Genomic DNA, 13,907 nt, shown 5'->3' on the forward strand with positions numbered 1-13,907 from the left:
TCCCATAAGTAGATAAATAGCAGTTAATATTGATCTTAACGGCCACATTTGTATAATCCAAAAACCTATTGTTGAGATTACTGAAACACACATGAAAAACATTAAAAAGGCTAATAGCAAAAAAATTAATGCAAAAAACACATACAAGATATCTGCTCCTTGAGCATTAATCATAAAAAATGCCAAAATCAAATATACTGTAACCTCTAAAATTTTACTTCCCATATATCTGGCAAAACTTTCATAAAGCAAATGTATTGGTCTTAACAATAAAGTTGTAAGTTTTCCAGAATGTATTAGAGTCCCCAACCTAAAACAAGGTTCAAAAGAAAAAATAACACTAGCTACATTTGCCAATATAATATACATAATCATATTGTTATACGAATACTCACCGATATAATTATATTCATTTGATATATATATCGCTTTCCAAATAAACACAGTTGTCAAAATTTGCATAACTTTTAACGCCAACTTGACACAAGTATCAAATTTATATATCAACTGTGAACTGATTTGACTATATAAAATTCTTAGATACTTATTCATTGGTTCTCCTGTGTAAACATCTTAAATATAATTTCTTCAAGCTTTGGTACTTCCTCCCTGATTGAGACAATATTGGATATATTTACATTATTTAGAATGTTTTCGGAATCTTCATTCAAATATAATTTATATTTACAACTTTCAATTCTCTCAATTCTATATGCTTTTGCATCAAATGGTATCTTATTTTCCTTAGTCTCTATAATATAGCAATTTTGGGTACTATATTCTTTTCTAATTTCATCAATCGTCGATTCTTTAACTATTTTACCTTTGATGATGACTGCTATGCGATTAGCCATTTTTTCTATATCATTCATATAGTGACTTGTTAGGATAATAGTTGTTTTTTCCTTACTATTCAATTCATGCAAGAAATCATATATAGCATATTGACTCACAATGTCTACCCCAATAGTCGGTTCATCTAAAAACAATACTTTAGGAGAATGAATCACTGAGCAAACTAACTCAAATTTTATTCTTTCACCCAATGATAGTTTTCTGACTGGTATGAAAAGTTTATCTGCTATCTGAAGTTTTTCTGTCAAGTACTTTAACCGAACCGAAAAAGAAGCATTCGAAACATTATAAATAGCTTGAAGCATTTTAAGAGTTTCAAACGCTGGTAAATCCCAAATCAGCTGTGTCTTTTGTCCTAAAACAACTCCAATTTGTGATAAATAATTTGGAGTTTTAGAAAATGGATTGCACCCTAAACTGTCAATTGTTCCCTGCTGAGGTTTGATTATTCCAGTAAGCAACTTAATTAAAGTTGTTTTTCCGGCCCCATTGGGGCCTAGTATTCCAATAATATCACCTTCGACAATACTTAAATTTATATCGTCTAGTGCAGTTACTTCTTTTTTTTCCCTTTTACCAAAATCCAAAATTGAACCTTTTAGACCCGCTTTTTTTTCAAACGTCTCATATTTATAACTTACATTTTTACATTCAATCATATATTTATCCTATTTTCTACAAAATATTTAATTACTTCTTGTCTCGTATAACCACTACTTTCTGATTTGCAAATGATATTTAAATCAGGATTCAAGTTGTGCCTAACAAAAAAATCACGCAAAGTTGCTAAGTTAGCTTTTATTTCATTTTCTGATATTTTACATGCTGGAATTGGTTCAAATGCAAACAGAAATATTGTAATCTTCATGATAGAAAAAATAAAGAACATCTTACGCAATTAACTGTGAATAGTAACATATGAGTCTTTTTATGGGGTTTCTTGTCCTGGTTTTCTGGTTTCTCATTATTGTAATAAGCGGTGGGAATTATATCTGGGATATTATATGTGCGATCAAGTATCGAAGGGCGTCGGTGTTTGATGGCCGGGTGGAGCGGTTTATCGAGAAGGTTCTGTATCAGAAGCCTACGAGACACACGCGCGGCACCTACTACTGGAAGTATGAGGTTTCCTATGATTATCATGGGGAGAAGCTGGTGGCGGAGGTTGTGACGGTGAATGACAAGCTGCGGCCGGGGGATCCCATTGAGGTTCATGTGAATGACAAGACGGCGTGTCACGAGGTTTTGTCGGATGCGCCGGTTGAAAGGATCAAGATATCACTGATTTCGACGGTGATTGCTGTGGTGCTAGGGGTAGTGGTGATTGGGGCCATGGTGATATTTACATGATGATTGTGAAAAAAAGGAACAGCGCGGGCTGTTCCTTTTGTGGTTGGAATTATGTATATGCTATTTTGAATAGTTATTCTACTTTTCCTTTTGTTGCTTCTTCAAGAGCTCTTTTAAGTCTGGCGTTTTCTTCTGCAAGTGTGTCACGTTCTTCTGCGATACTGTCACGCTCTTCCGCGATACTATCGCGCTCTTCTGCCAACGCCTGACGTTTAGCTTCACCTTCTGCCAAGCCTACTTCCTTGCCTTGATCAAATATCATAAACTCAGGTAAATCGAGTACTTTTCCACCCATAAAATCACCCACTTCCTTTTGAATGTTATCCGTTTTCATTGTGAGTTTGTACGATACGATGTATGTTAATTTTATGATAGCACTGCGGGAAAGGGCTGACAAGTTGCCGCTTTCAAGCTCTTTATCTAGCCTATCGAAAATATTCCTAAACACATCAATGAACTCTTCTATGCTCTCTTTATTCTTATCTATTTCAACTAACTGGCTCTCATAGTTGAAGATATAAAATGGAATCAACATATATAGTTGTTTGTTAAATATTTCGTCTATGGTCAGGTCCGACATTTTTATTATAGGAATGGTGTAAGAAACCGAATCGCCCTCTGGCATCTCTATTTCAATTGTTGCGTTATCTGGTTCATTCCCAGATGTTCTTAGCACTAGAAGTCCCGTATTAGGGAACTTCACTTTGAGCATTCTTTCTTTGCCTTCTCCGGACCTTAGTGCTATTGATGAATCATACTCAAACAACCTTACCAATATCGATCCATCATACTTTTTGCTTTCACATTCGATATGATATTTCTTGGTGATGTCATTGTCTGTTATTTCGAAACTAGAATCCGTTATTCTCTTTTCATCAACGGCATTTTCACACTCAATGAACTGCTCATTTCTAAGTCTTTTGATAACTGCTTTTTTACCATATTTCTCATTAAACATATGGTTAACGAAGGGAATTACCAAATCATCACATTTTCCCTCCATAGTCTTGAAAGCATCGTCATAAGCGGTATCTGAATAGATAGGGTCTGCTTTCTTTTTTAATAACTGTTCTTCTTCCAAATTTCTTGGTCCTCCTAATATATGTTTTTGGTGATTCCAAACATACATAGGGTCAGAAAACAAGATACTTCCAAGATTAGCGAGACATAACTACAAATCATAAAGCAATAACGTCAAAAATAATCTATCATGGGAATAGTCTGGCGAAACGCCAAGAACACTATGCATGTAAAGAATACTTTTGATAAGATATCACATCCTGATTTTTGTGTAAAGATACAAAAAAATCACATCATCTCTTTTGCTTGATTTAAGAGGTCTAGGAGGCCTTTCTCTTTGATGAGGGCGATTCCTTGGCCTTCGTCGCCCAGGACGATGAGGTTGTCGCCGGGGTTGATGTCGAAGATTTTACGGGCTTTGGCGGGGATGACAATCTGGCCTTTGTCGCCGACTTTGACCATTCCAAAGATGTGCTTGCCTTTGGGTGGAACGTTAAGGCCCATGCCCTCTTCGCTATCGTTCTTATCGAATGAAATGAGGTCGTCCATGGAGACGCCGAAGGTATCTGCCAGGAGTTTACATTTCTCGATATCGGGAAGGGATTCTCCTGTCTCATATTTGGACAATGTCTGTCTGGAGACGCCGATTTTATCGGCAAGCTCCTCTTGGGACATTTTGTTTAGTTTTCTAAGTTCTATCAGGTTGTCTGCAAAGCTCATGGGTGTGCTCCTTGTGTGATTTGTGATTTATCTCTTTAGTTCAGTATCCGTTTCAATTCAGCATCACTTGATTCCCAGTACGCACCAGCGGACGAATGGGATCTTGCGGACTATTGTGTCCAGGATGAAGGAGCCGGCAAATGCGCAGAAGGTAACGATGAGGTAAATGGCCAGGGGTGGCATGTTAGGTACGTAAAGGAGCAGATACCAAGCGCTGGATGCGATGAAGAGGTAGTGGAATATGTAAAGTCCCCAGGATTTACGGCCCATCCAGGTGCTAAAGGAGTTGGTGAAGCCGCCCCACTTCTTCATGAAGGCGAGAATGCCTAAGGTTCCGAGCCATGTGTAGACGTTACACATGAGGGTGTCGAGCACAGAGTGGTCTGGATAGGACTGGCCCCAGAACATAATGAGGAACGCAACTCCACAGGCCACTGCAAGGATGGTCAGTAGGAGCCAGCTCTTTTGCATTCTGTCCATGACTTCATCGTGGGACATGACGAAGTAGCCGATAAAGAAGGCTGCGCCGTAGATGCCGAATCTGTAAACCACGATTGCCGGGGTGTTGAGGATCTGGGCTGCGCCATAGATTACGATGGTCAGGGCCAGAAGAATTGGAACGTTTGCTTTTGCGCACAGGTTGTATAGTTTGTCTTTTTCGATCTTGCGAACCAGTAGTAGTAGCACGCTGAAGATCCAAAGCATCTGGATGTACCACAATACGCCGGTGCCGCTGACGTCCATGATGAGGAAAAGGATTACCTTAGGAACATCGCTCATTGAAGCAAAAGCATCGCTGATGATCATGTTGTAGTAGCCCATGATCCAACCGAACAAAAGGATGCCGATGGTTGAAGGCACCAGGAGTTTTCTTGTTCTTGATTTTAGGAATGCTTTTTCTGTGCCCTTGTCTAGTTCAGATAATGTAGTCTTTCCTGATCGCTTTTCAAGTTCGAACCTAGCAGACATTCCAGAGACTACGAATAACAGCACCATGAACCATGGATATACGATATATTGATATGCGTCCTGAGGCTGGAATGAACTTAATGGGCCCAGGAGTCCGTAGGTTGTGACGCCGTTGAATATGTAGATCACGTGGTAGATAACCACGATGACTACTGTTATCCATCTGATATTGTCCAGGTATGTCTTTCTCATAATTATCCCACCTTTGCTAATATTTTTAACATCAATAAAAGTGTAGACGTTATATCGACAGTTGTCTATCAATTGTTGTTAACAATTTGTAACGCGAGATGTTAAATTTTGTTGCGAACAGGGGGAATTTGAGCTATTACAGGACATAACAAAAGACCAGCCTTTACTCGTATGAGCAAAAGCTGGTCATATTTTTTAGATCATGCCCTTTTGTTTAAGGTAGTCAGTGATGATCTTGACTGCGTAGTCCTCGCCACAGGAAGCCGTATTGATAGATAGGTCATATTCCTTGGGATCATCCCAGATTCCGCCTGTGTAGTACTTGTAATAGTCCCGGCGATAACTGTCTGTTGTCTGAATTAGCTCTTTTGCCTCGTTCTTGTTGACCAAAAGGCGTTCAGTAATATTGCCGATGCAGTACTGAAGCGGGGCCTGGATGTTGACTGTCAGGACGTTACTAAGGCTTCCGATGATATAGTTGGCTGCCTTTCCCACGATCACACAGGATTCCTTGCCAGAAAGAGCGATGTCTTTAATAACCTTGGCCTGGTAGTTAAAGAGGTTCTCGTTAGAAAGGTACTGCCTGTCGTTTATTGAGTACGTGGTGCCTGTGTAGTGTCCTTTGTTACTCTTCAGGGATAGTATGCCTTTCTTGATCTTCTCGTTGGCTTCGTAGAAATAGTGCTCGTTGATGGAGCTGATCTCCGATGCCCTGTCCAGGATTTCATTATCGAAGTATTTAATTCCAAGCTCGTTGCATAGTTTGTGGGCGATATGGCTTCCGCCGCTGCCGTAGCCTCGAGCTATCGTGATCACGTAACCACTCATGGCTGTACCTCCGATCTGTTAAGCAGTTTCTCCTGAGAATTTAGGATCCTTGAGGAGATCTTCGCACAGAAGCTTGTAAATCTCTGGCCTGTAATCACATCTTCCGCCAATGCCTTCATTAGGCTCAAAGATCTTACGGGTTGCAATGCCAAGATCGATAGTCTCTGTGTAAACTGCAGGCTGCATGCCTCTTGGATCGGCGAATGGATAGCCAGCGTAGTAGCTAAAGCCAAAGTCCTCGATGGATGGTCCAAGGATACTTGAGCCGCCCCAGAAGTCGTTGGTCACATCGACGCCAACCAGGTTCGAAGATACGATGTAGAGGTCATTGATTGCTGAATATGCCTCCAGCGTAGCTCTTGCCAGGGTATCGCCATGGCACTTAGCATAGGCTGTGATGTTAATGTTGATTCTGCAGCCCTTTGCTGCGTAATATCTTGTAAGTTCTGGGAATGAGTAGGAGTCATAGCAGATGGCAACTCCCACAGGTCCCCAAGGTGTATCAAAGATAAATGGCTTCTTACCTCTTGTTGCCCAGTGAAATTCAGGGTAAGGAAGGTGGAGTTTCTGGTAACTTCCAATAATGCCTTCAGGGCCACAGATACAAGCTGAATTGTAGATTGTATCAGGGTCATCCTTATCAAGCTCAGGCATACCGAAGACCACATATACTCCCAGCTTCTTAGTCAGCTCTCCCACTGCCTTTGATGATGCTCCAGGAACTGTTTCTGCCTGCTTATACTGCATCTTTTCCTTGAAAGGAACCTCAGTCACTTCCTCGTCATAGCCTGTAAGAGCCATCTCTGGAAATACGATAAGATTAGCTCCCTCTGCTGCGCTTGCCTCTATAATTCCAAGCATTCTGTCAAGGTTGTCCTCCTTCTCTCCCCAGGTTGGGTGAAAATTCACAGTGCTGATCTTGATTACGTTCTTCATAGCTTTCTCCTCCTAATTCCTAATATATTTTGACTTATGTTTGCGCGTATTAAATTGCCAGGAACTTCTTGATGTACTCGTAGTTATCTATCTGTTCTCTTGAAAGGCTGTCCACGATCCTACCCTTATCCATGGCGTATCCTCTTTGTGAAACGCTCTGTATAAGTCCCAAATGCTGCTCCACCAGCAGAATCGCCACTCCCAGCTCCTCGTTGATCTTAAGGATGATATCTCCGATGGAGTCAACGATGTTGGGCTGAACTCCCTCTGTAGGTTCATCTAAAAGAATCAGCTTAGGATCTCCGGTAAGGACTCTTGCAATTGAAAGCATGGCCTGCTGACCACCGCTCATGGTGCCTGCCTTCTGATTTCTTCTTTCTTTCAGGATTGGGAAATAGTCATAGATAAAAGTATATTTGTCATCTGAATGTCCCTGTTTACTAATCTGTTCTCCCATTTCCAGATTTTCTTTAACTGTAAGGTTAGGAAAGACCATGTGTCCTTGAGGAACATAGCCCATTCCCAGCCATGCTCTTTCAAAGGGTCTTTTTTTGTTTATGTTATTGCCAAGGTACTCAATTGTGCCATCCATTACGCCATTGAGGCCGATGACGGTTTTGATGAAGGTGCTTTTTCCAACTCCATTTCTTCCAATGATGGATACGACCTCGCCTTCGTTTATCTCAAAATCGACACCATGTAGGATCGGCACTTTTCCATATCCGGATACAAGCTTTTTGGTACTTAACATGCCTGGGCCTCCTTTCCAAGATAGATCTCTGCTACTTCTTTGTTGCTAAGGATTTCGTCGAGGCTTCCCTCTGCGAAGAATTTGCCGTTGTGCATAACTGTCACATCTTTGGCGATTCTCTTTACGAAATTCATGTCGTGTTCAATGAACAGGATTGTCATGCCCTTAGCGTTAAGATCAAGCACCAGCTTGGCTGTAAACTCTGTCTCATCTGGTCCAAGTCCTGCTGCCGGCTCATCCAAAAGAAGAAGATCTGGCTTAGCAGCAAGCGCCATGGCGATCTCAAGCCACTGCTGCTGTCCATGGCTCATGTTCTTCACCAGTGGATTTCCAAGATTTCTTATTCCCACCACATCGATAAGTCTGTCTATCTCTTTCTCAATATCTTTTTCCTTAACAAAATTTTGAGCTGCAATTCTTATATTTTCACGAAGGGTAAGCTCCGAGTATACGCCTGGAACCTGCATCTTTATTGACATTCCAAGTTTCATTCTCTTAGATGTATTCATGGTAGTAATGTCTTTTCCCTTAAGGTAGATCTTGCCGTAAGTTGGAGGATACACTCCTGTTATCATCTTGAATACAGTGGTCTTGCCCGCTCCGTTTGGTCCGATAAGGCAGTGAATCTCGCCTTTTTTGATATCCATAGAGAAATCAGAAACTGCTGAAATTGCACCAAAATTCTTCGTGATCTTTTTTATGGATAAAAGATTATCACTGCTCCTGCTCGGCGTAGCTGCCCTGCTTTTCGTAATTTCTTTTTCTAGATACATGTCTCTGTTTTCCATATATAATTCCCTCCAGCAATTTATCTCCAAAGCTAAAGATGGTCTCGCCGATTCCTCTTGGAATGAACAGCATGATCAGTACCAGCACGATTCCCTGTATGATCTGCGAATAGGAGCTTCCCTGGGAAGCCATGAATCTTGTGAGCCAGCAGTATAAAAGGGTTATCACTGTTGCTCCTGTAATGCTGTATCTACCAGCCAGGGCGATGATTATTACTCCGATAAAAGATATTGAGGTTCCCAGTGTAGATGGAACAATGTATCCACTCCAGGATGCATAAAGAACTCCTGCAAATCCTGCAATTGCGCCGCCTACAGCAAACACGATGGTGCTGATAAGCGTTGTGTCATATCCGAAGAGTTCGCTTCTTTCTGCGTTTTCTCTGATTCCAAAGAGTGTGTATCCTGTGCGGGAGTGCTGCATTCTTCTAAAGATCAGGTAAAAGATAAATGAAGCTGCAAAGCAAAGGAAGTACATGCTCTGTTTTTGAAAAGAGATCCCAAATACTGAAAGAACTGGAATATCATTAAGTCCGTTGTATCCTCCAAGTGGAACTCCCAGGATCTGCCACTCTGTTCCTGATGTCTGGGTCATGAAGGTCTGAAGAACCAGCGACAAACAGAAGGTTATGATTCCAATGAAGCTTGCGTTTATGTGACCGTAATAGATAAATGTTCCAAGTATTAAGGCAGATAAGAAGCACACCGCCACTGCAACTAGGAGAGCAAGGGGCCTGATTGCCTGGTTTCCAGGAGAAGTTTTGCTTATAATACCGTAGGCATAGGCCCCGACCCCAAAGAATGCTGCCTGACCAAAACTGAAGATACCTGTAAATCCCCATAAAACATACAGGCTCATCATGAAGATGATCATTATGAAATAATAAGTAAAGTTGTTAACGTAGTAAGGATTATGTGTAAATGGGTAGATCAGGCAGATCATCCAGAAAATAGCTGCTATTATGTTTTCCGTTGTTATATTTAGTTTTTTTAACATAAGCATTTCTCCCAAAGATTACCTTTTTCTAAGCCTTACCATCATTCTCTCAACAAGTCCGGAGAATCCTCCTGGGATGAGTCTTATGATGACTATGGCCACCAGCAACATTCCAATTCTTCCAATGAAGGCTCCAAAGTAAAGGGAAAGAAAGCTTTCCACAACTGCCAGAAGCCCTGCTGCCATCAATGTTCCAACCAGGGGATTGGATCCGCCGATGATCATTGCTACAAATGCATGTGTAAGGAAGTTAGATCCGTAGGTTCCTGTAACTGACATTGTTGGTGCATACAAAGCTCCTCCAAGACCACCTAATGCTGATGCCAGTACGATTACCAGGATATTCATCTTGCTGACGTTGATTCCCAGAGATGCTGCAATTTCTCTTTTCTCCATGGTTGCTCTTGCATGAAGACCAAATCTGGATTTGTTAAAGACCACGTACAAAAGGCCAAACAGAATAAAAGAAATCGCAATTAAAAGGATCTTATAAACTGAGTAGGATCTGTTACCTACCACCAATGTTCCAAAGGGTGATTGAACTGCTGGTGCTCCAACGCCTGTAAGGATTGTGCCCACCTGCATAAGTGCAATGGATACACCGTAGGTGCATACAAGTGAATCACCAGGTCTATTGTAAAGTCTTACAAGAACCAGTCTGTCCAGGATTATCCCTGCAATGGCGGTGACAGCCATTGCAAGAACGATTCCTATTATGAATGGAATGCCGGCCACTCCACACAGGTACGAGACCACCAATGCTCCTATCAGCATGAACTCTCCCTGTGCCATGTTGGTTATGCCGGTAATTCCATATACAATTGACATTCCGATTGCTGCAAGTGATATATATGCAAAGCTTTCTAAGAAGTTATAGATCATCTGCAACATTTTAGGTCACCTCCTGTTATTAGTCGTCAAGTGGTGTGAACTGCTTGTTTGGAGCTTCTCCTAAGGTGCTAAGGTCAATTCCAATGCTTGAAAGATATGTTGGTTTTACATCTTCATAGGTTTCTATAAGTTCCATCTTTTTGTCTTTTCCCATCCGACAAAGGTACATGTTGAAGTTGCAGTGATGCTGCTTAGGATCGATTGAGATTGTTGAACCAATTCCGCTGTCACCTGAAACCTTGCCTGAGTTGATGGCGGTCATGACTGCGTCTGAATCAAAGCTTCCTGCGATCTCACAGGCATTTGCCCACATCATCATTGAAGCATATGCTGTAATAGCTGCATCGGTGATACCTGTTGAGTTCTTTTCGTAATATCTTTTTTCAAAATCCGCAGCCTCTGTGATGATGCCTTCAAAGTAAACTGAGCAAACAAGGATTCCTTCCAGATACTTAGGGTCAACGGAGCTAAGCTCACCGGAAATAAGTGGTGTTCCGCCTGTTAAAAGGATGTCTCTGTCAAGACCACTTGTAGCGTTGTAATACTGCTCATAGAAGCTAAGGGCTGCTGATCCTACCAGGTCATACCAAACAATCTCTGCTCCTGAATCTATAATGTTAGTAATAGTTGATCCATACTGTGTTACATCAAGTGGGATGTATTCACTTCCTACAATCTCAAATCCCATCTCCTCTGCATATTTGGTAAGCCATTCACCTGAGATCTGACCAAAGTTGTAGTCTGCTGCCACCAGATAGATCTTTGTACCAAGGTTGTTAGCCTGGATATATTCAAGAATCGGTAAAACGTTCTGTTCCGGTGTCTGGCCTGTACAGATGTTGTAATCTGAGGCTACACCGCCTTCATAGAGTGATGAATAAAAGTAAGGAAGCTTGGCTTCTTCGAAGGTTCCTCTGATGGCTTCTCGTGAAGCTGAGGTTCCTGACGAGAAGACTGCAACTACATCTGAGTTATATGCCAGTTCATTGGCTGCATCTGAGTAGTTCTGGGTGTTTGAAGCGCCATCTTTTTTGACTACTTCAAGCTTCTTGCCAAGGACTCCGCCTCTTGCGTTGATATCCTCTGTAGCCATCTCAATGGCAGTGGATACAACTGCTGAAGATCCAGCGTTATTTCCAGAAAGATCATGAATCCATCCGATTCTTACGGTGTCGCCATCAACAGATCTTGCCTGGGCTGTTCCAGAGCCACATGCTGTTGTAAATAGCATTGCTGCTGCGCTTATAACTGCCATCGCTTTTGAAAAGATTCCTTTTTTCATAATTCCATCCTCCTACGTCTAAAAAGTAAAAGGCAAAGATGCTTACTCTTGTTCAGCACCTTCGCCTTTGTTAGTTGTAAGTATATCCTTTCTGCAGAGTTTGAAAATAAACAGATGGTTGAAGTTCGCTTAAACTTCTGGTTTAAACGTTATTGAATTTACGGACGCTTTTTGTTAATATCTTCTAAATGACAATGGCGTCCTGAAAGGGGCGCCATTTTTTTTGGGAATGGAGAAGTATTATGACGATAGGGGATATTGAAACATTTCTTGTGGTATATGATAGCAGGAGTCTAAGTCAGGCTTCCAAGGAGCTGTTCATCAGCCCTCAGGGCCTTGCCAAGGCTATTCAGCGCATGGAAAAAGAGCTGTCTGTAGTTCTTTTTAAAAGAAATAATCAGGGTATTGTGGCCACTTCTGAGGCAGATCTCTTTTACCGCAGAATGAGGCCGCTACTTGATTCCTATAATGATACTGTAGATGAAATGCAAAACCTTGGGCTCTCTAGTGTGCTTAGAGTAAGGTTCACTTCTGGAATTTTGTCTTTTCTCTCACTAGATTTCCTCACTAGTTTTAATGAACAATATCCCAATGTAGATCTGTTGTTTGACGAAAGTCCAGACAGCCTGATAAAGCAAAAGCTCCTTGCTCACGAGTGCGATCTTGCAATCATGAGCGGTCCTATCAAGGATGACCGGATTAGTACTTCGATTTTTGAAAGAATTCCCATTGTTGCCGTGGTCAATGAAGCTAATCCTCTTGCCTCCAAGGCGTCTCTGTCTTTCTCTGACCTGGAGGGGGAGAAGCTTGCGCTTATATCCCACCGTAGCAATACTTATCGTCAGTTTGTCAGAAGGCTTCAGGCTTCTGGTGTTAAGCCTGCCATCATATATGAGTCTGATCAGCTCCAGTTTAATCATCAGCGGGCTTCCATGAACAACTGTATCGGACAGTCTTTCCTTAGCGAAGCCAATAGTTTCAATTATCCTGGAACCGTCATCGTTCCTTTTGACGATCCCTCTTTTACCTGGAACACTTATGTATGCTGGAACTCAGATTCTCCGCTGAATGAAGCAGCTATGGCTTTTAAGAATTTCGCCTATTCTTGGCTTGAGGGCATGGGGAATGAGTTGAAGATGAAGATGTAAGGGTTCTAGATTAGTCGACTCCAGTAAATATGCGAATTTGAACGATATAACGTTCATAGCTCTTTCGTGCGCAATATAGTATAATGTGTGTGGGGTAAAAAGTTTACAGGGGGCTACAATGAAAGACTATATTTACTGGCATTTGCCAGGTTTTAGTGTATTCAGAGATCTGAATGCAACTATCATCGACCTTATTCGGGAGTATCCAAATTCTTTTAACGACAATTATCGCGTAGGGAGTGTTTATGGCACTTTTCCGGGAGCAATATGGAACGGAGGCAGGACTGTTCTGGGTTTCTGTCCTAAGAACGAGATTGAGTATACGCTTAAGCTCTTTAATGGCAAGCATGTCCCGGTGCGTTTCACCTGGACCAATCCTCTGATTGAGGAGAAACACTGCAATGACACGTTCTGCAATCTTGTGATGAATCTTGCTAACACTGGGGATAACCAGGTGCTTGTAAATACGCAGGTTCTGGAGGATTACCTCAGGGAGCACTACCCGAATTTCAAGTATATTTCTTCCACAACTAAGAGGATCAAGGATCCAGCTCTTTTGCATAAGGAGCTTGAAAAGGACTATTTCATGGTGGTTCTGGACTATGACATGAATCACAACAAGGAAGTGCTTGAGAGTTTGCGTCCAGTGGCGGACCGTGTGGAGATTCTGGTGGATGAGATCTGTTTCCCGGATTGTCCAAAGCGTCTTGATCACTACAAGGACGAGGCCCGCAAGCAGCTTTACTTTGAGGTGGCTAAGCCTTTTGCCTGCCCTAATCGTCAGGAGAAAAAGAGCTTTGAGGACTGCAAGAACAAGCCGGCGTTCATTTCCAAGGATCAGATGCAGGAGTACATCGATATGGGCTTTAGGAATTTCAAGCTTGTGGGGCGCGGACTTCCACAGAGTCTTGTGATCGATTCTTACCTGTACTATCTTGTGAAGGATGGCGAGGAGGATTTCATTTACGGGCAGCTTAGTAAGAGGCTTGCGGAGATTGCGGCTAAGAGGCAGGCTGCGAGGAGAAGGTAAAGATTAGATAAGACAACGGGGACGGTTCTACTTGACTCCTAAAAAGGAGTCAGATAGAACCGTGAGGTGACCCCCAAAAGTTAGACTTTTTAAGCGTAGCAGTTTATGGCTGCTACGCTGTTTTTATGCAGCCAAGAGGTTAAGCCTGTA

Annotated in this window: 15 protein-coding genes; 3 read left to right on the plus strand and 12 right to left on the minus strand. The window is 41.9% G+C overall.

What is annotated here, in order from left to right:
* Positions 1 to 552, minus strand: a 552-nt coding sequence (locus tag T541_RS0116090; protein ID WP_026653607.1) for an ABC-2 family transporter protein, incomplete at its 3' end; no start/stop codon positions are given.
* A complete protein-coding gene (locus tag T541_RS0116095) occupies positions 549 to 1,514 on the minus strand; it encodes an ABC transporter ATP-binding protein (RefSeq protein ID WP_026653608.1) in 966 nt (321 codons plus the stop codon). The genes T541_RS0116090 and T541_RS0116095, both read right to left, overlap by 4 nt.
* A 271-nt stretch (positions 1,515 to 1,785) precedes the next feature.
* Between T541_RS0116095 and T541_RS0116100 the strand changes: the two genes are divergently transcribed.
* A complete protein-coding gene (locus T541_RS0116100; RefSeq protein ID WP_026653631.1) occupies positions 1,786 to 2,205 on the plus strand; it encodes a hypothetical protein in 420 nt (139 codons plus the stop codon).
* A gap of 73 nt (positions 2,206 to 2,278) precedes the next feature.
* On the opposite strand, the gene T541_RS20015 is transcribed toward T541_RS0116100, so the two are convergent.
* The 10 genes from T541_RS20015 to T541_RS0116150 form a co-directional block, all read right to left on the minus strand.
* Entirely contained in the window at positions 2,279 to 3,286 is a 1,008-nt protein-coding gene (locus T541_RS20015; protein ID WP_034467655.1) for a hypothetical protein, read from the minus strand.
* 227 nt (positions 3,287 to 3,513) lie between these two features.
* A complete protein-coding gene (locus tag T541_RS0116110) occupies positions 3,514 to 3,945 on the minus strand; it encodes a helix-turn-helix domain-containing protein (protein WP_026653632.1) in 432 nt (143 codons plus the stop codon).
* 63 nt (positions 3,946 to 4,008) lie between these two features.
* Complete coding sequence (locus T541_RS0116115) at positions 4,009 to 5,106, minus strand: acyltransferase family protein (protein WP_026653633.1); 1,098 nt, start codon at positions 5,104 to 5,106, stop codon at positions 4,009 to 4,011.
* A gap of 195 nt (positions 5,107 to 5,301) precedes the next feature.
* A complete protein-coding gene (locus T541_RS0116120; RefSeq protein WP_026653634.1) occupies positions 5,302 to 5,934 on the minus strand; it encodes an AAA family ATPase in 633 nt (210 codons plus the stop codon).
* Between the two features lie 18 nt (positions 5,935 to 5,952).
* The gene (locus tag T541_RS0116125; RefSeq protein ID WP_026653635.1) at positions 5,953 to 6,870 is read right to left on the minus strand and encodes a carbon-nitrogen hydrolase family protein; all 918 of its coding nucleotides are present in this window, start codon (positions 6,868 to 6,870) and stop codon (positions 5,953 to 5,955) included.
* 49 nt (positions 6,871 to 6,919) lie between these two features.
* Entirely contained in the window at positions 6,920 to 7,621 is a 702-nt protein-coding gene (locus tag T541_RS0116130) for an ABC transporter ATP-binding protein (protein ID WP_026653636.1), read from the minus strand.
* Positions 7,615 to 8,409 (minus strand): ABC transporter ATP-binding protein, encoded by a 795-nt coding sequence (locus T541_RS0116135; RefSeq protein ID WP_242840795.1) that lies wholly within the window; start codon positions 8,407 to 8,409, stop codon positions 7,615 to 7,617. Before T541_RS0116135 ends, T541_RS0116130 begins: the two co-directional genes overlap by 7 nt.
* Positions 8,336 to 9,406 carry a branched-chain amino acid ABC transporter permease gene (locus tag T541_RS20020; RefSeq protein ID WP_051538308.1) on the minus strand — a complete coding sequence of 357 codons (1,071 nt, stop codon included), beginning with the start codon at positions 9,404 to 9,406 and terminating at the stop codon, positions 8,336 to 8,338. The genes T541_RS0116135 and T541_RS20020 overlap by 74 nt, the downstream gene beginning before the upstream one ends.
* Before the next feature lie 18 nt (positions 9,407 to 9,424).
* A complete protein-coding gene (locus T541_RS0116145) occupies positions 9,425 to 10,297 on the minus strand; it encodes a branched-chain amino acid ABC transporter permease (protein WP_026653638.1) in 873 nt (290 codons plus the stop codon).
* 19 nt (positions 10,298 to 10,316) lie between these two features.
* A complete protein-coding gene (locus tag T541_RS0116150) occupies positions 10,317 to 11,579 on the minus strand; it encodes an ABC transporter substrate-binding protein (RefSeq protein ID WP_026653639.1) in 1,263 nt (420 codons plus the stop codon).
* A 242-nt stretch (positions 11,580 to 11,821) separates the two neighbouring features.
* Between T541_RS0116150 and T541_RS0116155 the strand changes: the two genes are divergently transcribed.
* Together T541_RS0116155 and T541_RS20025 are read left to right on the plus strand one after the other, a co-directional pair.
* Positions 11,822 to 12,727 carry a LysR family transcriptional regulator gene (locus T541_RS0116155; protein WP_026653640.1) on the plus strand — a complete coding sequence of 302 codons (906 nt, stop codon included), beginning with the start codon at positions 11,822 to 11,824 and terminating at the stop codon, positions 12,725 to 12,727.
* Between the two features lie 118 nt (positions 12,728 to 12,845).
* On the plus strand, positions 12,846 to 13,757 hold the full coding sequence (locus tag T541_RS20025; RefSeq protein ID WP_051538309.1) for a hypothetical protein: 912 nt from the start codon (positions 12,846 to 12,848) through the stop codon (positions 13,755 to 13,757).
* Positions 13,758 to 13,907 lie beyond the last annotated feature (150 nt).

Source organism: Butyrivibrio proteoclasticus P6B7 (genome assembly GCF_000622085.1).
GTDB classification, from domain to species: Bacteria; Bacillota; Clostridia; order Lachnospirales; family Lachnospiraceae; genus Butyrivibrio; species Butyrivibrio proteoclasticus_A.

What these genes read in the sequence shown, in the direction of transcription:
- T541_RS20020 (WP_051538308.1), bottom strand. Translation starts at nt 9,406, where the DNA reads ATGTTAAAAAAACTAAATATAACAACGGAAAACATAATAGCAGCTATT.
- T541_RS0116125 (WP_026653635.1), bottom strand. Translation starts at nt 6,870, where the DNA reads ATGAAGAACGTAATCAAGATCAGCACTGTGAATTTTCACCCAACCTGG.
- T541_RS0116135 (WP_242840795.1), bottom strand. Translation starts at nt 8,409, where the DNA reads ATGGAAAACAGAGACATGTATCTAGAAAAAGAAATTACGAAAAGCAGG.
- T541_RS0116130 (WP_026653636.1), bottom strand. Translation starts at nt 7,621, where the DNA reads ATGTTAAGTACCAAAAAGCTTGTATCCGGATATGGAAAAGTGCCGATC.
- T541_RS0116155 (WP_026653640.1), top strand. Translation starts at nt 11,822, where the DNA reads ATGACGATAGGGGATATTGAAACATTTCTTGTGGTATATGATAGCAGG.
- T541_RS20025 (WP_051538309.1), top strand. Translation starts at nt 12,846, where the DNA reads ATGAAAGACTATATTTACTGGCATTTGCCAGGTTTTAGTGTATTCAGA.
- T541_RS0116115 (WP_026653633.1), bottom strand. Translation starts at nt 5,106, where the DNA reads ATGAGAAAGACATACCTGGACAATATCAGATGGATAACAGTAGTCATC.
- T541_RS0116095 (WP_026653608.1), bottom strand. Translation starts at nt 1,514, where the DNA reads ATGATTGAATGTAAAAATGTAAGTTATAAATATGAGACGTTTGAAAAA.
- T541_RS0116150 (WP_026653639.1), bottom strand. Translation starts at nt 11,579, where the DNA reads ATGAAAAAAGGAATCTTTTCAAAAGCGATGGCAGTTATAAGCGCAGCA.
- T541_RS0116120 (WP_026653634.1), bottom strand. Translation starts at nt 5,934, where the DNA reads ATGAGTGGTTACGTGATCACGATAGCTCGAGGCTACGGCAGCGGCGGA.
- T541_RS0116110 (WP_026653632.1), bottom strand. Translation starts at nt 3,945, where the DNA reads ATGAGCTTTGCAGACAACCTGATAGAACTTAGAAAACTAAACAAAATG.
- T541_RS0116145 (WP_026653638.1), bottom strand. Translation starts at nt 10,297, where the DNA reads ATGTTGCAGATGATCTATAACTTCTTAGAAAGCTTTGCATATATATCA.
- T541_RS0116100 (WP_026653631.1), top strand. Translation starts at nt 1,786, where the DNA reads ATGGGGTTTCTTGTCCTGGTTTTCTGGTTTCTCATTATTGTAATAAGC.